At 38.4% G+C, this 20,006-nt stretch carries 16 protein-coding genes; 3 read left to right on the forward strand and 13 right to left on the reverse strand.

Translation table 11 applies throughout. The features are described 5' to 3' along the window. Positions 1-42: 42 nt before the first annotated feature. The gene (ilvN, locus tag IWB18_RS07030) at positions 43-540 is read right to left on the reverse strand and encodes an acetolactate synthase small subunit (protein WP_195682912.1); all 498 of its coding nucleotides are present in this window, start codon (positions 538-540) and stop codon (positions 43-45) included. Between the two features lie 37 nt (positions 541-577). Further along, positions 578-2,206, reverse strand: coding sequence for a biosynthetic-type acetolactate synthase large subunit (gene ilvB, locus IWB18_RS07035; RefSeq protein WP_195682913.1), 1,629 nt, complete (start codon positions 2,204-2,206; stop codon positions 578-580). 174 nt (positions 2,207-2,380) lie between these two features. Here ilvB and IWB18_RS07040 point away from each other — a divergent pair, with 174 nt between their 5' ends. Then, the gene (locus IWB18_RS07040) at positions 2,381-3,502 is read left to right on the forward strand and encodes a hypothetical protein (RefSeq protein WP_195682914.1); all 1,122 of its coding nucleotides are present in this window, start codon (positions 2,381-2,383) and stop codon (positions 3,500-3,502) included. A 39-nt stretch (positions 3,503-3,541) separates the two neighbouring features. Here the strand turns inward: IWB18_RS07040 and IWB18_RS07045 are convergent, their stop codons facing one another. After that, positions 3,542-4,180 carry a cobalamin B12-binding domain-containing protein gene (locus IWB18_RS07045; protein WP_195682915.1) on the reverse strand — a complete coding sequence of 213 codons (639 nt, stop codon included), beginning with the start codon at positions 4,178-4,180 and terminating at the stop codon, positions 3,542-3,544. Positions 4,181-4,420: 240 nt separating this feature from the next. Between IWB18_RS07045 and IWB18_RS07050 the strand changes: the two genes are divergently transcribed. After that, entirely contained in the window at positions 4,421-5,044 is a 624-nt protein-coding gene (locus IWB18_RS07050) for a DUF3786 domain-containing protein (RefSeq protein ID WP_195682916.1), read from the forward strand. A gap of 50 nt (positions 5,045-5,094) precedes the next feature. Here IWB18_RS07050 and acsV read toward each other — a convergent pair whose 3' ends face one another. The 8 genes from acsV to cooS all read right to left on the reverse strand — a co-directional run bounded on the left by acsV (position 5,095) and on the right by cooS (position 16,126). Beyond that, positions 5,095-7,029, reverse strand: a complete 1,935-nt coding sequence (gene acsV, locus IWB18_RS07055) for a corrinoid activation/regeneration protein AcsV (protein ID WP_195682917.1) — start codon at positions 7,027-7,029, stop codon at positions 5,095-5,097. A 117-nt stretch (positions 7,030-7,146) separates the two neighbouring features. Continuing rightward, positions 7,147-7,932, reverse strand: coding sequence for a carbon monoxide dehydrogenase/acetyl-CoA synthase methytransferase subunit (acsE, locus tag IWB18_RS07060; protein ID WP_195682918.1), 786 nt, complete (start codon positions 7,930-7,932; stop codon positions 7,147-7,149). Positions 7,933-8,018: 86 nt separating this feature from the next. After that, positions 8,019-9,359, reverse strand: a complete 1,341-nt coding sequence (gene acsC / locus IWB18_RS07065; RefSeq protein ID WP_195682919.1) for an acetyl-CoA decarbonylase/synthase complex subunit gamma — start codon at positions 9,357-9,359, stop codon at positions 8,019-8,021. Positions 9,360-9,392: 33 nt separating this feature from the next. Next, on the reverse strand, positions 9,393-10,337 hold the full coding sequence (gene acsD / locus IWB18_RS07070) for an acetyl-CoA decarbonylase/synthase complex subunit delta (RefSeq protein ID WP_195682920.1): 945 nt from the start codon (positions 10,335-10,337) through the stop codon (positions 9,393-9,395). 13 nt (positions 10,338-10,350) lie between these two features. Then, positions 10,351-11,124: an ATP-binding protein gene (locus IWB18_RS07075; protein ID WP_195682921.1), complete on the reverse strand. Its 774-nt coding sequence runs from the start codon at positions 11,122-11,124 to the stop codon at positions 10,351-10,353. A gap of 170 nt (positions 11,125-11,294) precedes the next feature. After that, positions 11,295-13,421 (reverse strand): acetyl-CoA decarbonylase/synthase complex subunit alpha/beta, encoded by a 2,127-nt coding sequence (gene acsB / locus IWB18_RS07080; RefSeq protein WP_195682922.1) that lies wholly within the window; start codon positions 13,419-13,421, stop codon positions 11,295-11,297. Positions 13,422-13,442: 21 nt separating this feature from the next. Further along, on the reverse strand, positions 13,443-14,225 hold the full coding sequence (locus IWB18_RS07085) for an ATP-binding protein (RefSeq protein ID WP_195682923.1): 783 nt from the start codon (positions 14,223-14,225) through the stop codon (positions 13,443-13,445). Positions 14,226-14,233: 8 nt separating this feature from the next. Continuing rightward, entirely contained in the window at positions 14,234-16,126 is a 1,893-nt protein-coding gene (cooS, locus tag IWB18_RS07090; RefSeq protein ID WP_195682924.1) for an anaerobic carbon-monoxide dehydrogenase catalytic subunit, read from the reverse strand. Between the two features lie 187 nt (positions 16,127-16,313). Here cooS and IWB18_RS07095 point away from each other — a divergent pair, with 187 nt between their 5' ends. Continuing rightward, positions 16,314-16,694, forward strand: a complete 381-nt coding sequence (locus IWB18_RS07095; protein WP_195682925.1) for a hypothetical protein — start codon at positions 16,314-16,316, stop codon at positions 16,692-16,694. 138 nt (positions 16,695-16,832) lie between these two features. On the opposite strand, the gene IWB18_RS07100 is transcribed toward IWB18_RS07095, so the two are convergent. Beyond that, positions 16,833-18,938, reverse strand: a complete 2,106-nt coding sequence (locus IWB18_RS07100) for a transglycosylase domain-containing protein (protein ID WP_195682926.1) — start codon at positions 18,936-18,938, stop codon at positions 16,833-16,835. A gap of 17 nt (positions 18,939-18,955) precedes the next feature. Then, the gene (locus tag IWB18_RS07105; protein WP_195682927.1) at positions 18,956-19,864 is read right to left on the reverse strand and encodes an RluA family pseudouridine synthase; all 909 of its coding nucleotides are present in this window, start codon (positions 19,862-19,864) and stop codon (positions 18,956-18,958) included. Positions 19,865-20,006 lie beyond the last annotated feature (142 nt).

A 20,006-nucleotide genomic window follows, 5' to 3' on the forward strand; every position in this document is an offset into this window, starting at 1 on the left:
ATGATCCATACCCTTCTCAAATCATATTACGATCAGTTAAAATTAATTTTCTTTCAAAACGTTGAATCCTCTTTGGAGACCTGTTGCACCGGATCTTATAAATTCCAGGATCCCAAAAGGTTCCATCAAATTTGTAAAAGCTTCTATTTTGGCAGCATCACCGGTCAGTTCCAAAATCAAACTATTTTTAGCCACATCAACGATATTCGCCCTGAAAATGTTTGATATTTCGATCACGTTTGACCTTGTATCATTGTCGGCTTTTACTTTTATAAAAACCAGTTCTCTGCTAATGGACTCTTCAGGCGACAATTCCACAACCTTGATAACTTCTACAAGCTTATTAAGTTGCTTTTTGATCTGTTCTAAAATTTGTTCGTCTCCCGTGACTACAATGGTCATTCTAGAAAGAGCTTCATCTTCAGTTGTTCCTACTGTCAAGCTGTCAATATTAAAGCATCTTCGTGCAAACAAACCAGCTATTCTACTTAAAACTCCTGAATTATTTTCAACCAATAAAGACAATACGTATTTTCTCAAGTCGATTCCCCCTAATTAAATTATAACAATGTTATTTTCACAAGGTTCTAGTATCTGGATCTATATTGCATTGGATCAAGCATGGTTGATCGCTTTTTAACACTTTGTCTAAAACATTTTTGAATGTTTTCAGATCGCTTACCTCATAGCCTTCAATATTGTATGCTTCTGCAATTTTAGTGAATTTCACCTGATACTGCAGATCTACTCCACTTCCATGCCCCTTGCCGTAAAGATCTTCCTGTATTTCTCTGACAAGACCTAATTTCCCGTTGTTTAGAAGAATAATCTTTACATCGGCATTTTGTTCTCTTATGACTGCCAACTCTCCCAGGCACATTTGTATTCCACCGTCTCCGATCACACATACCACCTGCCTCTTGGGATTTCCAATTTTTACACCTGCAGCGGCAGGTATGCTATATGCCATTGTCCCCAATCCGCCTGATGTCATGAATTTACGACTTTTGACTACTTTAAAATTCATGGCAGACCATATTTGATTCTGTCCAACATCAGCAACCAGACATGCATCATCATCCATTTTTTCAGACAAATATGCAATGATTTCTTTCGGATTAACGAAGTTTTCTGTTTCTTTCGTTACCTCTTCCTTGGATTCGGATTTACCCTTTAATTTGTCAATCTCATCAAGCCAATCTGAAAAATCCATTTCGTCTGACTTATCTATCAAGTCCGTCAATATGATTTTAGCATCTCCGACTATAGGTAAAGTGAAACCTCTGTTCTTGCCAATTTCAGCCGGATCGATGTCTACATGTATAAACTCAATATTGGGATTCAATTTATGAAATCCCGCTGTAGATCTATTTGACATTCGAGCTCCTATAGTTATCAACAAATCCGTTTTCCCAATGATTTCATTAGAATAATCATATCCGTGGCTTCCTACTATTCCTGCATAAAGTCTGGAATCTTGAGGAAAACCACCAATTCCCATCAAAGAATTTATAACCGGTATCCCTGTTTTTTCGGCAAATTCCAGAATCTCCCTTTGAGCATTTGCAGAAATTATTCCACCACCAGCATAGATGACCGGTTTCTTTGATGCCTTTATTCTTGAAATAGCTCTCTTGATTTGCCCCATATGCCCGGTCAAAGTAGGATTGTATCCTCGAATATCCACTTTGCCTTCATAGTCGAATTTAATTTTCTCTTCTTGGATGTTTTTGGGAATATCTATCAATACCGGACCCTTTCGACCGCTGTTTGCAATATAAAAAGCTTCTTTCAAAATTCTGGGTAAATCATTTGCATCTTTGACAAGATAATTGTGTTTGGTAAATGGTTCGGTAGCTCCCTTTATGTCGGCTTCTTGAAAAGCATCAGTTCCAATAAGATCAGTGTCGACCTGGCCTGTTATAACAACTACCGGAATTGAATCCAGATAAGCAGTTGCGATCCCTGTTATTGTGTTAGTAGCTCCAGGACCGGATGTGACCAAGCATACACCTACCTTGCCCGTCTCTCTTGCATATCCACTTGCGTAATGAACGATAGATTGTTCGTTTCTAACCAATATATGTTTGATCTTCGAACTTCTCAAAGATTCGTATATGGAAATCATCGCTGCGCCAGGATAACCGAAGACTACATCTGTGCCTTCCATTTCAAGACACTTTATAATAGCTTTTGATGCTTTCATCCACAACCATCTCCTTACTTTAATTTTAAGTATTTCTATATATGATAATGTAACCGATATTCAAAGTCAATGTTTTTGTGTATTTATTAACTATTTTTACTAGAAGAGCGTTGTAATAATCTTTTTTATTACTTATAATTATAACAAATCAAACCGTTCAAAAGAGAGGGTATCATGCTAAAAATTTTAGAAGTAAAAAACCGACGATGCTTAGATACTTTTGTCAATCTGCCACTGATTTTATACAAGGATGATCCTTATTTTGTGCCCAAACTATTGTATGACGAAAAACAGACTCTAGATCCGTCAAAAAATCCTGCATCAGAACATTGCGAATTCAAATTGTGGCTAGTGTATAAAAATGGTGTACCTGCAGGCAGAATTGGAGCCATAATAAATCACAACTATATCAAGAAATGGGGCAACCGCTACGGTCGATTTGGATATGTCGACTTCATCGAAGATTTTACTGTAGCCGAATTATTGTTTAAAACTGCCGAGGAATGGCTGATTAAGAAAGGAATGATCGGAATTCACGGGCCTCTAGGGTTTTGCGATTTAGATCCTGAAGGAATGCTAGTAGAAGGTTTCAACACCATTTCAACCTTCACTACAATTTACAATTATTCTTATTATCCAGAATTCATGAATCAGCTAGGTTATTCAAAAGATGTTGACTGGTTGGAATTCGAACTAACAGTTCCTGAAATGCCCTCCCCTATTATACGAAAACTTGCATATAGAGCCATGAAAAGATACAATCTGCACAACCTTGAAGCAAAATCAAAAAAAGACCTAAAAAAATATATTCCTGATGTTTTCAAATTATTAAATCGTTCATATTCGAATTTGTACGCCGTTACAGAACTAACTGAAAAACAAATCAAATATTACACGAAGATGTACTTGTTCTTTTTTTCGGTAGATTTTGTTAAATTAATATTGAATTCGGATAATGAGCTTGTTGCTTTTGGTTTGGCTTTGCCCTCGCTGTCAAAAGCAATGCAAAAGTCACGTGGCAAACTGTTCCCATTTGGATTTTTCCATATTCTCAAAGCTTTGAAACACAATGACAGAGCGGAACTATTGTTGATAGGTGTTGATCCCAGATTTCAGGGGAAAGGTGTTAATGCCATACTCCTTGACAATATCGTTTTAAATAATCCATTAGATATCAAGATTGCAGATATAAACCCTCAGCTTGAATCAAATGTAAATGTAATTTCCCAATGGAAATACTTTGATATCAAACAAAATAAAAGAAGGCGGGCATACTTTAAGAATTTATTGCCATGATCAAAAAAAGCCATCTCAGTCGAGATGGCTTAGGATTTCTTACTGTACCCACGATTGGATTGTTTTTACACCTTCTGCTGCATTAGTGGTAAATGCGTCAGCTCCAATGTGTTCACATGCTTCTTTAGTTACCGGATTTCCACCGATTATTATTTTAACCGAATCTCTAAGTCCAGCTTCTTTTATTCCATCAACAGTGTCCTTCATGGACTCAAGTGCAAGAGTCAATACTCCACTCATGCCTACAATATCAGGTTTAACTTCTTTAATTTTATCTACAAATGCTTGTACAGGTTGATCAATACCTAAATCATAAACTTCAAAACCGGCAGCTTCAGCCATGCTCTTGAAAATATTTTTTCCAATGTCATGAAGGTCGCCATGAACAGTAGCAATTACGATAGATCCAATTTTAGCAGCTGAGTTTGAACCGATTACAGGTTTTAAGACATCGATAGCTTCTGTAAGTAATTCTCCGGCAAAAATAAGGTCGCCTACAAAATACTCACCACTTTCGAAAAGATCTCCTACCATTGCCATTCCTTGTTGACATGCTCCTACTACCTTTTGCGCTTCTTCTTCTGATGGGTTGGATGCTACGAATTCATTTAAAAGGTCCAATACCTTTTCTTCTTCCAATTCCCCAATTGCTGTTGTTACCGCTTTCAAATCAATCATTTAAGATAACCTCCTCAAATTTGTATATACAAGTATATCACGCTTGTATGATAATATGATAACACTAGTTATTATTATATGTCAACTTCTTTTTACAAGATTAATTTATTTTTTATTCGTTCAAGTTTACTTGGTTTATTTTTCAAAAAACAAAAAACATCGACTGAAATTTGAATTTTTATGAGAAAATATTTTCAGTTTATGTTATAATAATAACAAATAAAATATAGGAGTGTAGCTATGAAGCCAGAAGCAGTTGTGGAGAAAAGAAAAGATAAAATCCCTTATGAATATTACAAAAAAGAACTTGCTAAAACTCTTCCCTCTACGATCGAAGAGAATACAGGTCTAATTTATAATGAAGAAAAAAGTAGTTTTACTGTTAAACTTATGACAGATGAATATTCTATAAGCTATCCCGGCGGTGAAGTCAAAGGTCCTTCGGAAAACATAAAATATTCGTTAAAAACTTTGCTGCTTCGCTATCTTATAAATAGCAAAGGCGTAAAGCCTGCAGGGAAAATGATCCACTACCGCGATGTTCCCGACGGAAATATTTATTACGCTAATTTTTATGGCAGATGTATTATGCGACTGGCCAAAACATTTAAAAATAAACCAGACCTGTTGGACATAGCTCTACAAAAAATAGGTGGAGAAAAAATCGACACGGCAGATATTTCTTATAAGATTCCTTTTCTTCACAACATATATGTTTACGTGCTTTACTGGAGAGGAGATGACGAATTTCCAGCTTCAGCTCAAATCTTATTTAGCGATAATGTTGAATACTATTTTTCTGCCGAGGATTTGGCCTTTGTAGGAGATATAGTCAACGATTATCTTCTAAAAGCAATATATTGAATGTTTGATACATTCTAAATGCAGCCCGAAACTAAATTTCGGGCTGCATCTTATTTTGCATTAATATGACTAGGAAACCTTGCTAAGTCGGTGTGCGGAATAAAGCACGCGGACACGAACTCGTCCATGTAACCGGGATGAACACTGAGTTCGACATAAGTCATCTGATTAGCTGTTTCTCCTATGAAGTCTCTTGCTTTTCTATTAACTAAGCTCAAATAACTTCCAGACAAGGAACTATTTCCTATAAATTCGTACTTTTCTAAATCGATATCTGGAAATATTCCGATATTGATCGCATTTTTAATTCCAATGTGGCTGCCGATCCCTCCGGCGATTTTAATTTTATCCAAATCATTTGGTGTAAATCCCAAGCTGTCTAAAATAACATATAATGCTGAATATATGGCTCCCTTTGCTCTTATGAAATTATCTATATCGATTTCAGTTATATATATGTCATTGTCTATATCGTATTCTTCTTTAAAAGCCAAAACATATCTGCCAATTCCATATTCGTCAAATGATATTCGTTCGCACTCCTTGGATTTGTCAAATTTCCCCTTGGCATTGATCAAACCGGTACGTTTTAATTCTGATATTAAATCGATAATCCCGGAACCGCATAAACCGTAAGGTTTATCCGTATCTATTATCTTAAAAACTGGTACATAATTATTATCTTGAATGGTCACTGCTTCTATGGCTCCAAGCGAGGCTCTCATACCGCAGCTGATTTCTCCGCCCTCGAAGGCAGGTCCTGCCGAACATGCGCAAGTCATAAGAAAATCCTGATTTCCAAAAACTATCTCACCGTTTGTTCCTAAATCGATCAATGCAGTAAGTTCAGGTTTGTCCCTAATGTCAGCGGCGACTACTCCAGCCGTAATATCTCCTCCTACGTAGCTTGCAACAGAAGGACTTATACAGATCACAGCATTTTGATTTATCATCAACTCCATTTCCCACGGAAACACTGTAACTTCATGAGTGTCAACGATCACTGGTATATAGGGCTCCCTACGTAAATAATCCGGATATATTCCCAATAGAAGGTGTGACATTGTAGTGTTTGCTGAAGCTGTTAGAATAAGTATTTGCTCTGTTTCTATGTCGGCTTCATTAGCCAACTGAATAATCAGTGGGTTCATACTTTCATTTATTAAAGCATCTTTAAGCTTTTTGAGTCCATCTTTTTTTGTCGAGTAGATAATTCTATTTATAACATCGGCTCCGTATCTGGATTGGGCATTACCGCATGATATTTCATTTACGACTTCTCCACTTTCCAGTTCGACCAAGCAAGCTGCAACTGAAGTAGTTCCAATGTCAAACGCCACACCATAGGCTTTCTCGTTTTTATCCCAACTAAGATGGCGGATTCTTATGCTTTCTTCATTGGTGATGGTATAAAATAACGTAATTTCAAAATTATTGTTTCTTAAAGCGAATGGCAGTTTCTTTAAAAGATTAAGACTCATTTTGACTTTTTTATACCCAAATTTCACCTTGATTTCGCGTTTTAATCTTTCATGATCAGAAATGTTATCGTCCAAATTGGGTTCGGGCAACTTCAATACCATCTTGTTTATATATGGTTCTTCACCATGAGATTCTGCAAATTTTTTTCTCATTTTTTTGTATTTTGCCCATTCAGTGCTTTTACCTTCATGTGAAGATTTTATCCTGCTCGACCCCACCATGCTTGAATCAGGCAAAAATATTTTCAGATCTTCTTTTAGATAAGACATACATGACAACACATAACCTTGATCTAATTTTTCTTTTGATAACTCTTTCATGCTTTCTTTTCTCAAATCACCTTCGATAATCTTTACTATACATTTGCCACAACTTCCGTTTCCATTACATGGAGCATCTATGTCTATACCATTATCTCTTAAAAGATCGAGAAGGTTATCGTTTTCATCGCCTTGAATTGATTTTTTTGATCCATCATTAAATACAACTGTTACTGTTATCATATGCAATCTCCTTACAATGATATTAAGGATGGCAAATTGAACTCGTCAATTCACCATCCCTTTTTAGTCTAATAGGATTGTTTACATCAACTTTTTAACAAGTCTATCTGATCTATATTATAACTCCAAATATGAATCAGCGTATAAAGTTTTTCCTAAAATTATATCGCAAGTTTTTATGGTATCCATCAATAATTTATCGCAAGGATTAACAATTGCAGAAGTTAATCCGCTTTGTATCGACATTGCTATCATTACCGCATCCATTGTAGGTCTCAACTCTTTTGGAGCACCGTTTGAGATATTGCTTAATCCTCCTGTAGATTTCAAACCCATTTCAGAAATCATTGCAATAGCTTCCAGTACTTCCACTTGTTTTTCCTGCATCCCTTTGACTACAAGGAATAGTGGGTCGAACAGCATGTCTTCAGGATCCATGCCTGCTTCCATTCCTCTTTCAAGCATTTCCTGGCAGAACATCATACGCTCGTCATTATCTCTTGGAATGCCTTCTTTTGCACACAATGCAATAGTCATGGCATCATTGGCTGCTGCTAAATTTATATTGTCTATTCTATCACCTGCATCAGCTGAATTGACGATTGGTTTGCCTTTGCTTCTATTATATACTTTTATTCCTGCTTCAATGGCTTTTTTGTTTGCTGTATCAAGTACCAATGGAACATTATCAAACTCATTTTGGATAGCTTGAACGATCCACTGCATAACTTCTTCTCCATCTTTTTCAGCAGGTCCGATATTAACATCAAGATAGTGAGCTCCAGCATCCAACTGCTCTTTTGCCCTTTTAAAAATTGGCTCTAAATTTCTTTCCGCAATAGCACTTCTGATTGCTGGCGATATGCAATGTATTCTTTCTCCGATTACCATAAATTTATCCATTAATAAAACCTCGCTTTTTTAGTTTATTTACCTAAAGCTGATATAACTGACCCTTTTAAAAGGGCCAGTTATTCAGATATCGTGACTTAAACAAGTTCTTTCAAGAATTTTGGTATCTGCATTGCTTCGTCTGGACCTACTATTACTTCCCAACCCGGAAGTTCTTCTTCAATATCACCTTTAAGAACGGCAACTTTTCCAGGAATTACAAGACGTTTCTTAGTTAACTTTTCTTCAAGTCCACTTTCCTTGACTGCGTTTCTTATAACGCTTCCTCCAAATTTACCTGCCGCCCATGAAGTCAGAACTGAGTATCCGCCTGCATCCGGAATCAATAACCATGCAGGAGATTTTGCTCTTTCAATTTCTCCGGAAACCACAAAATATGTGAGGGCAAAGTCTACTGTCAACAATACTGGAGAGTCTTCTTTTGGTGCGCCAAATTCATAAACTTTAGGTTCAACCCTCATTGGTTTTTGAGGATCAGTGTAGATATTTTGTCTCAATCCAAATAATGGAAGAGCACGCTTGTATGAAATATCGCTGAGAACTATGATAGAACCATATCTTAAGACCAAAGTTGAAGCCAAAGCAGTCTCCATGAATTCATCGCCTTCAGCCAAGTCATTAACAAATACAAGAGAAGGATATCCAAATGTTCTGTCTCCACCAGTTATGGCAGCTCTTCTGACCTCTACGGTATTTTCAAAGGCTTTTCCAATTTCTTCTCCGGTAGTGTTTAATATCAAGTCTTTATGACCCGCTTTGTCAGCCGCTTGAACCAAATCATACAGTTCTTCCAAAGTAGGAGCTTCCAAACCTAAAACTATTTTATTTTCGCTGGCTATGGCAACCATATCATTCAAATTGTCTTTATTTGCACCCATTAAGACAGGATTTGTATCTTTAACTTTTTCTATAGCCTCTTTTGCCACTGATGCGTCTTTTGAGTATACGATGTTGATTTTTCCAAGTTGTGAAACTTTGTCAAGAATATTTAAAAACGATTCTTTGTCAGTTCCGTATCTTACCAAAACGGCTTCAGCATTCATCTGCTCGCCGATTCTTTCGTAGTCAACATCTTTAATATTATTGATTTTTGCATCCACTTCTTCGGCATTCAACGTATCGTCAAAAGCAACCGCTACAAGGGGCTTGTTTACCAATGTTTTCTCGTGTCTGTATAAAACAGTCTCTCCGCCGATTTTTCTCTCTGCGTCGCCTTTTCCAATGGTAAAAGTCTTCATCGGTGGTGCTGTAGCTTCAGATAGTTTTCCTTTGGCCTCATCTGAAATATGAGGACATTTTTCTATTTCAACTGCTCCTGATGCAACCTTCATACTGAATGCCATGCAAGTAGGGAATCCGCATTCCTTGCAGTTTGTTCTTGGTGTTAATTTAAAAATTTCCAATCCGGTTAAACCCATTTATATCAACCTCCACTTAATATTGTTTAAATCTTAAGACAATTTTTCAATGAACTTTTTCACTGTTTCCAAGGACTTAGGATGTCTGACTATAACGGCGTCCGATCCTGATACCAGACAAGATACTGCAGTTGAAACCTCCATGTGGATACCTCTCTCGATTTGGTTTCCCCATGCCGGTTCATCAGCTTCAGTTGCCAACGCCTCTTTAACTGACCATACATCGAAGGATATAGGTGTTATTATAGGCATTTGAAGCGTGTCGTCATTTTGTCCTAAAGATGCAAGAAGAATCCTATCCATTGTAGAAGTTACGTATTCAAAACCGTATCCAACTGCAGCGCTACCGATATCCATGATGACAGATTCTTTTTTTACACCCAATTGTCCCAAAAGAATATTAAGTTGTTTTGCCAAGTTGATATCTACAGATGATTCAGCACTGATTTTTTGATTGTACGCCAAAGCTCCTGCAGCTCCTACAGCTTTATAATTTTCTTCTTTTGCTGAAAGTATCAAGATGTTTTTTCCTTGGAGTGCTTCAGCAATCTTTTGGAAAACTTCAGAGTCTTTCTCATCATTTTTACTTCCTGCCACTACCAATGGTACTGAAATCTCATCCGCAACCTTTTTAGCTACTTCAACACATTCTTCCACGCTTTTGTTTTTGCCGTTTGGATCAGCTCCATCAAATCGCAGGCAGATAAAGTCAGGAGCATATTTTTCTTCAACCAACTTCGCCCATGCCGCCGTGTCATCACCTGCTTCTTTATACAATTCGGCAAATGCCTCTGACCAGCTAGAAGCAGGCTCATCAGATATTTCGATGCCAACTTTTGCCTGTTCACCTGCTTCGCCGTCAAATTTGTAAAAAGGCATTACGTTTCTTCCTCCGATTTCAAATGCCTTTTCACCTGTTCCCAGTGTTACTTTGTTGATAGTGCCATTGTATTTTTTTACTGTTTTCTTGTAACCCAAGAGTAGTCCCTCCTTATATAATTTCTAATTTTTTCATTATATCTTTAAGTGCCGTTTTAGCTGGGCTGTCATCCGGTAATTTAACCAAAGGCATCCCTTTTGAATCATAATCGAAAATATTGGCATCCAATGGAACTACACCCAGCAAATCCAACTCTTGCCTTTCAATCTCTTCGATAATCGAATCAGCCAATTTACCCTCTGGAGCCTTGTTGACTATCAATCCCATTTTGGGTATGTTCAATTTTAATTCTTCGGCTAAAACCTTAACTCTTCCTGCCGCTTGAATGCTTCTATAAGAATAATCGCTGACCAGGATCAATAAATCGATTTTTCCCACAGATCCTCTGCTGATGTGTTCCAAACCAGCTTCGTTATCGATAACGACATGCGAATAATTACCACTTAAAATATCCAATTGATTTTTTAGAATTCCGTTCACATAACAGTAGCAACCCTCTCCCTGGCTTCTACCCATTACCAGCATATCGTATCCATTGCCTTCCAAAACAGCTTGATTCAGTCTTAATTTAAAGTAATCAGTCTTTGACATTCCACCAGGAATAATATTTCCGGCACGCTCAGCCCAATTTACTTCCTCTCGAACTTCTCCAATTGTTTCATCTACTTCCATTCCAAGAACTTCGTTCAAGTTGGAGTTTGGATCGGCATCCACCGCTAAAACAGGTTGTTTGCCGGCTTCAACCAGAAAATTTATTAGAAGTCCGGTAAGGCTCGTTTTTCCTGTACCGCCTTTTCCAGCTACTGCAATTTTTTTATAACTCATATTGGCCTCCTGTATTCATTGTAATATCTATATTTTATCACTTAAAAAGAATAAATATACAAATATATTACAATAAGAAAAAATATTTGATTGCTTTGCCGGCAAGCAACGCAATATGAAACATGAACAAACTTTGGGGACGATGCTTGCACCGACCCCAAAATTCAGTTTTACATTATTGGATCTAATGTCAAAGCTGGGTGTCCTTTTGATTCCAAGAACTCCAACACTGTCTCAGATTCAGTAGCTATTGTTTCGTCACATATCATATCGGTGAAACCATCGATATCATATAATTCCTTGGCTGCTGCATCCAATCTTTCTCTAACATCGTCCTTTAATTCTTTTGGCATCCATACTATTCTTGCAAGTCCGCCTTCAGCACTCATGAATTTTTTTGATCCGATAAAGTGACGTCCGTGTCCCATGAATCCAGGTGTTTGAACTCCACCACCGGTCATTGACGCCAAATCACCAAATGTCATTCCTACAGGTGTAATATCCCCGAACTCTCTGTTTACTATGACAACGCCATTTGCTTCCGGCATGATACCACAGATACACTCAAAACAACCGCAAGAAGTCATCGGATCTTCCATGATACTGTAAAGGGATACTCTTGAAACTGCTCCTTGAGAAGCAATGTCTACAGCCTTGCTGACATCAGTCCAGATACCTTTTTCTTCATCTTCGACTCCTGTTTTCGGAACCGGCTGGCAAGCTCCTGTAGGATCAAGTTCCTTGGTTGCTTTTGCATCCAACCAGCTGACAGCTCCGCAAAGTCCAAGTCTTTCAGGAGTTACAATGCAAACATGCGCCGGTGCAAATGACTGACATAGCGTACATGAATAGAATGTGTCCACATTCTCATCAATAAGTGATGCAAGTCTTTCATCTCTAGCTTTATATTTAGGCAATGCCAATTCTTTTTCCAAATCTTCAACCTTTTGACCATCTGTGTAAATGGTAACCTGACATTTGTCTACTACGGTGTCAAATTCGGCTTTCATTTTTGCATATATTACCTTTCCAATGTCAGGTAATCTTAAACCTCTTTCGTAGGATTCCTTGCCCACACGAATCCAGGCGATATTTCTTTGTCCGATATGCATTACACCTTCGATATAGTTCATGAAGTAGTGAAGACGTCTCTCCAAAACAGGTTCAAAATCTTCTTCCATGCTTTTTCCTGCGACATCAACCACGACCGCAAATGGAAGGTTGTAAGGTATTTTGTCAGCGGTATCAAGATCTGGACCAATTACTTCAATCTTACCGTCTTCGATACTTGCCATATCTTTCATTCTTACCAATTCCCAAGCTTTTGTCTTGGAACCGCCGAACTCGGCATACATGTCGTTCTTACGTATTCTTTCACCTTCAAAGGCAGATGCTACGCCTACAGGTATGTCGATCTTTGTAACTTTAATTTTAATATTTCTAACTTCAAGAGATGTCTCAACTACTTTTTCATTGTTTGGCTGATGTAAAAGAAGCGTTGGAACCTCATTGATAAATGTTTCGGTAACAGCAGGGAATCCAAGTTCTATTGCGGCTGCTCCTGCTGCGATGATTTTATCATCCCAGTCGTCAAAAACATTGACAAAAGCTTTTACACGATCTTTTGTGTATTTCTTGTGAGCTTCGAAATCACCAGGCTCAACTGCCCCAAATATCAAACTGGCTCTGATGGCAACGGAAACAACGTGAATTACAGACTCAATTTCGTAACCCAATGGAATAACACGGAGATCAATTCCCATTTTTACATTTTGTTCGATTGCTTGGTCGATAACTTCGCCTACCATGAATGTCAAGAGACCTTTTGCTTGATAATCCTTTATAATTTCAGCTGCTGTTTCAGAATCCTTGCACTTGCCTATAATAACAGCTACGCCGGGTATGTCTTGAGTTACAAGGGGTACACCAAATGCTCTGATTTGAGCATCAGTAAGATGACCTTGAAGTGGAGCCTTGTATGGTTCCTCCTCCATGGTATATTTGACCGCCTCGATTATTTCTGCAAGCATTGCAGATGCAGTTCCTGCATCCAAAGCATCTTGTAGTCTGTTTCCTTCGTGAATAAACTCTTTAGCTAGTTCAAGAGCTTTTTCCAATTCACCGGTAGTTGATATTTTTTCGCCTGTTATTGCATATATAACCGGTAGAGAGTAGGCTGTTGAGGGAAACTTAACTTGAGCGTCCCTTCCTTTCTCTTCAATTATTTTCTTAACCATGCTTTCCGCCAGATCAAGATACTGATCTTTACCGGAGTAGATTATCTTAAACAGATTCATTCTGTTTCCTCCTATTCTAATCTAAGATTTTTTAACGCTGTCAATTAGTTTGTCGCCAATGATCTTTATGTTTTTCTTGAGACTTTCACTAGCAAGATAAGAAGATGTATTTTCTCTGTCAGAAATGCTTATTGTCTTGTCATAATAAATAAAACCCAAACAATTCTCCTCACCTACGTGCTCTTTAATGAAATCCTCATCATCTTTGTCTGTGATTTTATTTCCAATAACCATAACGTTGTCAACACCCAGATCTGCAGAAAGTTTTTTTACTTTTTCAAATGTTTGTACGCTTCTTTCACCTGGTTCAACAACTGTTATAAACGCGTCTACAGAACCTGCAGTTCCTCTTCCAAGATGCTCGATACCCGCTTCCATATCCATTATGACTACATCCTTTTCTCTTAAAATCAGATGAGACGTTAGTCTTTTCAACAGTACATGTTCAGCACAGACACATCCTGAACCTCCAATATCCACGCTTCCCATCACAAGAACTTTTATGCCTTCAAATTCACTGGCATATCTTTCAGGTATATCGTCCACCTTGGGATTCATCTTGAAAGTTGTTCCGTATGTTCCCGGCTTGGCTCCAGTTCTTTCTTCCACCAAACTGTTCATCTCAGATATTGGTATTATCTTGCTGGCATCTTTAACATCCATCCCTAGAGCTAAAGCTAAATTAGCGTCCGGATCGGCGTCTACAGCAAGCACATTATATCCATTTTCGGCAAAGTATCTTGAAAGGGCGGCGGAAATCGTGGATTTTCCCACGCCGCCTTTTCCTGTAATCGCAATTTTCATAAATTCACCTATATTCCTAATTTATCCCGTTTTGCTTCGATGTCTTCCATCATAAGTCGTGCACATTCAACTGGATCTTCTTCGAAGATGAATTTCGCTCCAACTTTTTCTTCCAGTTTGTTTGTCAACAAGTCAACGAAGTATTCAGAACCGGTTACCTGTGGAGTTACACCCAGGTACGTGTTGATACCGGAAGATACTACATAAGTACCGATGGATACGGCTTTCTCGCTCATCCACTCAGGAGCTACACCAGTTACCGGCAGGTCAGAGTTGTCCAGACCTCTTTCAATGGCCACTCTGCTTACGATGTCCAGGATTCTTGAGATGTCTACGCAGGAACCCATGTGAAGGATCGGCGGGATGCCTACACGTTCGCAAACCTCTTTCAGTCCACGACCGCAAAGCTCCTTGGCTTCCATTGTCATTAAACCAGCTTTTGCTGCAGCTTGAGCGGCACAACCGGTAGTTACTACGATGATGTCGTTTTTGATCAGTTCTTTCATGATGGTGATGTGGCTCTTGTCATGCTCAACTTGCGGGTTGTTACAACCAACGATACCAACAGCCCCTCGAAGTACTCCTGCCCAAATTACGTCGGACAATGGCTTCACTGTGTTGAATACATCTGTCTGGCTGTTTACAACCTTATCCAAGTGCTGGATGACTGTTTCCACACTGTATCCTACTACGGCGCTGTTTTTCGCCTCAGGGATCATAACTTTTTCTTTATCTCTGTTCTTGAAGTTCTCGACTGCTCCACGAACGATCTTCTTACAGATGTCCAAAGCGTGGTCTTCCTCAAACTCGATGTAGATGCTTCCTTCCATCTTCGCTTTTGGTGAAGTTGAGATGAACTGCGTATGGTATACGTCTGCCAATTTTGCAAGTGCCGGGAAGATACACTGTACGTCTACCATAACGGCTTCCATTGCGCCTGTCATGATTGCAAGCTCCTGCTGGTAGAAGTTACCCGCGATCTTAACACCGTGTCGCATGGTTACCTCATTACCTGTACAGCACATACCTACCAGGTTGATTCCGGCCGCTCCCATTTCTTTTGCCAAAGCAAGCAGTTCAGGATCTTCTGCAGCTAATACGACCATCTCGGAGAAGCTTGGGTCGTGTCCGTGCACCATGATGTTGACCATGTTTTCTTCAATAACACCAAGGTTTGCTTCCGTTCCTCTCGCAGTCGGCACACCGAACATGATGTCGCTAAGCTCAGTTCCGATCCAGGAACCGCCCCATCCGTCTGCAAGAGATGTTCTCATACAAAGATCCAGGATGCTCTCTGCGTCGCTGGCACATCCAATATGTGTGGAGTGCATCAATGTAGCGATCTCTCTATCAATGGCTCTCGGCTCTATTTTTAAGTCTTTCCAGATTTTTTGTCTTTGCTCAGGCGCTCTTACCAGCAACCTTTGGACTCCGAAAGGCTTTCCAAATTCGTTCAAAGCGATCTCAGCAATTTCATGAGCGATGTCATTGGGCTCTCTGTCGTCTGTATTAACTCCCCACTCTTTTGCCAAGTTCATCAACTTGCCTACATCTTTAACTTTGTAATTGCCTTCTTTGTTTGCGATGTGCATTACGTGAGCGATGTCCCTTGCGTGGTCAGAGTGTGCAGAAGCTCCGCCACAAACCATTCTTGCAAAGTTTCTGGCAACAATCGTGTCCGCAGTGGCACCACACAAACCTCGCTGTGCTCCCTTACCCTCTACCGGACTGATTCGGCATGGACCCATGGCACAAATCCTACAACATATTCCTTTGTCCCCGAAACCACATTTGGCCTTCATGGCCGCCTGTCTGTCCCAAATTGTCTCCGCACCATCCGCTTTTCCTTTTTCTAACAGGCCAGTGCTAATTCCGTCAAATTCTAAGACTTCATGACTCATTTTTTTTACCTCCCTTAAAAATCAAGCTTTTTTGACAACCAATTTACCAAAACTTGTATATACAACTTAATGTACGACTAGTTATAGTTTAAAACCTAGACAACTTTTTGTCAATATAAAATAAAATGAAATTGATATTTTTTTGATAAAGTGATATTCTATTATTATAAAAAAAGGAGGAATTACAATGAATCAAATCAATTTCCAACAACCTTATCTATTATATGAAAAATGCGAGTGTCAAATGCAGCTTCCGGTAGACAAAATGAAAGTAAAGAAAGAAAAGGACGGCTATCTTTTGAGTTATAAAACTACCTGTCCAAGTTGTGGTACAGAATATGATAAAGCCTTTCATATTACTGAAAATCCTTTGGATTTCAGCGATCATGTAAATGCATTCAAAGTTTTACCCGCCCTCAAAGATGAATTGGCCGTTGTTAAACTTGACTCATTGAAGGGAAAGATCAAAGATGGTGAATTGTTTTTTTACGGCAATTACAAACATCTCAGATTCTTTGACAATAAAATTCAGGACGACGTCATTGTTATCGATTACAGCAAATCTTGAATTTAATTATTCATTTTCAAATAAAGCACATCAGCTTTTTTATTGTTAATTTTGAGTCAATATATAAGACATACATTGCATTTATTTTATGCTAATTGTATGTCTTATATATATTAATCATGTATATTATATTTTCCATTACCTAAATTCTACCTTTAAAAAGTCCCACAGATGAAATCTGTCACAATCATCAGGTTCAGAACCCGGCCGATAAAATCTTGCAATTTTGTTAGCGTCAGGACAATAGCCTTCGATATGCTTAAGATTGCTTGCTTTGTCTATCTGTACTTTTAGTACAATTTCATCCGAAAACAGCTGTTCTTCATTCTTGAGAATTGAGATTTCTGTTACCTCATTCTCATTATAGGATTCTTTGTGCTCATCATTGTCTATGAGAACATAAACCCTTTCCGTTTCGTATTTGTTGGATTCATACATATAATCAGGTTCATCGATCAAATCTTCAGAAATTAAATTTTTCATATAATCTCCATATGCGCCTGCAGCTTGGCTGCTTGAACCCTTTACAGGTTTGGAGTCAACGTTTCCAATCCAAACAACTGTGGAATACTTTCCGGTAAAACCCGAAAACCATAAATCCCTGGAATCTGAACTAGTCCCTGTTTTTCCCCCTGTAATCAACGGGTTACCTGCTTTGGTCCCAGTTCCGTCAAAAACGTTATTAATCAGTACATCTTTTATATAATTTGATGTATCTGAAGAAATTATATCGGTCAAATTATCCTCATTAGCCTTTTTGGCGTATATGATTTTATCAGCTTCTATAATCCTATCTATTGAATATGAATCGACCTTGGATCCTTCATTTAAAAAAATCGTATAAGCCGCTGCCATTTCCAATGGTGAAACACCATATGTCAATCCTCCCAAAGCGGTAGATAAACCACGATCGTCATCGCTCAGCATTGAAAAACCCAAAGTTTTTAAGTGTTCGATAGTATTTTCTATGCCAAACTCATTCATTACTTTAACTGCCGGAATATTCAAGGATTTGGTCAATGCCACCCTGACAGTTACATATCCGTAATAATTACCATCAGCACTTTTGGGAATATACCCGTTGAAATCCGTCTTTTCATCCAAAACAATAGAGTTTTTTTCAATTACCCCATCGTCCAATGCTGCAGCGTATATGAGTGGTTTAAGTGTGGACCCCGGTTGTCTGGGCGTAGAAGCCAAATCAATCTCGCTTTTACCGCCTATATAAGTTTTGATTTTTCCATTTGAATCAACTGAAACAAGCGCTCCATCGATTTCATTCCAATTTTTTTCAACAATCAAGTCCTCTAAAGCTTTTATTCCCGCCTTTTGAAATCTGGTATCGATCGTAGTGTGGATCGCAAGGCCGCTTTTTTTTAAAGTATCTACAGCCTTTTGATACTCGACTATTCCGGATACCACCATGTACTCAGATATAACATGGGATATGAAATCTTCATATCCTGATTTGAATCTTATGCTGTTGTTGAATTCATTTTGAGATTTTATGATCAACTCCTGAGAAACGGCAGCTTGATATTCTTCCTCATTAATATGATTTCTTTCAAACATCCTCTTCAAAACTACTTCTTGTCTTTTTTTTGCCTTTTCAAAATACAGATCAGGTTGATACCCACTGGGAGCCTGGGGCAATCCTGCTATTAATGCACTTTCTGCTAAATCCAATTCCCATACATTTTTTCCGAAATATCTCAAACTTGCCTGCTGAACTCCGTATACACCACCGCCCAAGTATATCTCATTGAGATACATCTCCATAATTTCGTCTTTATTGTAAATTTTTTCTAGCGCAGCTGCGGTCTTGGCTTCTTTTATCTTTCTCTTCAAGGTTTGTTCCGTAGATATCTCTTCGAAAAGATTTCTTGCCAATTGTTGTGTAATTGTACTGGCACCTTCAGAAATTTTCCCGTCTTTTAAATTGGTCAACAGCGCTCTTGCTATTCCCTGAATATCGTACCCCCCATGCTGGTAGAATCTTTTATCTTCAACATCTACCAGTGCTGTAACCAGTTGTTGGGGGATCCTTTCCAATTTTACGTAAGTCCGATTTTCCTCGTATATTTCTGCGACTATTTCTCCGTCCGACGAGTAAATCACTGACTTTTGACTGGGTACATACTCGAAATCAACCAAATCGACAGGCTTTACTGTTAAAAAAAACCCTCCCATCGCTGCTATTGCAGCGAAAAATAATAACACACTATATAAAAGTATTCTTTTCATGTCTTCATTCGGCCCTCTCAAACACCGTTAAACCCCAAATCTTCTACTAAAAGCAACATATCATCGGGAAGTCGGCATTCCACTTCGATCCACTGGCCGCTTCGCGGTTGAAAAAATCCAACTTTCCCACTGTGTAAAGCTTGCCTTCTTATTTTTGTGTTGGAACCTTCAGGATTGTACAAACTGTCACCAGCAAGTGGATTGCCTATTTCTTTCATGTGCACTCTGATCTGGTGGGTCCTACCGGTTTCAAGCCTGAGTTCGACCAAAGAATTTTGACCATTTGATTTCAGGCATTTATAATAAGTTACTGAGTTTTTTCCTGTATCGGTAATCTCTCTGACAATAGATTCCTCCGTCAGCCGCCCGATAGGCAAATCGATTTTCCCTTCTATTTCTGGAGTTCTGCCCTCTACAACAGCATAATAAATTTTAACTACTTTGTCGTCTTTCATCTGTCCTTGAATATGCTGATGAGCAAATTTACTTTTAGCTATGATAACCAGACCTGTGGTATCACGATCAAGCCTATTTACGAATCGAATTTTTGCATCTATATCATGATCTACAAAATATTTTGCAACCCCGTTGGCAAGGTTGTTTTCCTGATGTCCTTTTGTCGGGTGTGTCACCATGTTGGCTTCCTTATTAACTATTAGAACATCACTGTCTTCATAGACAACTTCAATTTTATATTCACTTGGTTCAGCATCTATTTTTTCAGTAGGCATCAACACTGTCAAGATGTCTCCCGGCTTCATCTCTTGGATAACATTGACCTTTTTCCCATTTAAAAGTATCTTGCCTTCTCTCTTAATAAATTTTAAGAGCCTTGAAGAGAAACCTTTGTTCCCCTGCAAATAATCTTTTATTAATTTATTTTCACTTTCATTTACATACATTATTACATTGTTTGATTCTTTCATTGATTACCTCTTTCTAATCGAGTAGGAGAAAGTTTTCATAAAACATGAAAACCTTCGACCTCTCACACCACCGTGCGTACCGTTCGGTACACGGCGGTTCAATCAACTTAACAATTGACACACCTTTCGGTGTAGTAATCTA

Source organism: Alkalibacter mobilis (assembly GCF_015594845.1).
GTDB classification, from domain to species: Bacteria; Bacillota; Clostridia; order Eubacteriales; family Alkalibacteraceae; genus Alkalibacter; species Alkalibacter mobilis.

Coding starts and splice junctions, on each gene's coding strand:
- ilvB (WP_195682913.1), bottom strand. CDS start 2,206: ATGAAAGCATCAAAAGCTATTATAAAGTGTCTTGAAATGGAAGGCACA.
- IWB18_RS07040 (WP_195682914.1), top strand. CDS start 2,381: ATGCTAAAAATTTTAGAAGTAAAAAACCGACGATGCTTAGATACTTTT.
- IWB18_RS07045 (WP_195682915.1), bottom strand. CDS start 4,180: ATGATTGATTTGAAAGCGGTAACAACAGCAATTGGGGAATTGGAAGAA.
- IWB18_RS07050 (WP_195682916.1), top strand. CDS start 4,421: ATGAAGCCAGAAGCAGTTGTGGAGAAAAGAAAAGATAAAATCCCTTAT.
- acsV (WP_195682917.1), bottom strand. CDS start 7,029: ATGATAACAGTAACAGTTGTATTTAATGATGGATCAAAAAAATCAATT.
- acsE (WP_195682918.1), bottom strand. CDS start 7,932: ATGGATAAATTTATGGTAATCGGAGAAAGAATACATTGCATATCGCCA.
- acsC (WP_195682919.1), bottom strand. CDS start 9,359: ATGGGTTTAACCGGATTGGAAATTTTTAAATTAACACCAAGAACAAAC.
- IWB18_RS07075 (WP_195682921.1), bottom strand. CDS start 11,124: ATGAGTTATAAAAAAATTGCAGTAGCTGGAAAAGGCGGTACAGGAAAA.
- acsB (WP_195682922.1), bottom strand. CDS start 13,421: ATGAATCTGTTTAAGATAATCTACTCCGGTAAAGATCAGTATCTTGAT.
- IWB18_RS07085 (WP_195682923.1), bottom strand. CDS start 14,225: ATGAAAATTGCGATTACAGGAAAAGGCGGCGTGGGAAAATCCACGATT.
- cooS (WP_195682924.1), bottom strand. CDS start 16,126: ATGAGTCATGAAGTCTTAGAATTTGACGGAATTAGCACTGGCCTGTTA.
- IWB18_RS07095 (WP_195682925.1), top strand. CDS start 16,314: ATGAATCAAATCAATTTCCAACAACCTTATCTATTATATGAAAAATGC.
- IWB18_RS07100 (WP_195682926.1), bottom strand. CDS start 18,938: ATGAAAAGAATACTTTTATATAGTGTGTTATTATTTTTCGCTGCAATA.
- IWB18_RS07105 (WP_195682927.1), bottom strand. CDS start 19,864: ATGAAAGAATCAAACAATGTAATAATGTATGTAAATGAAAGTGAAAAT.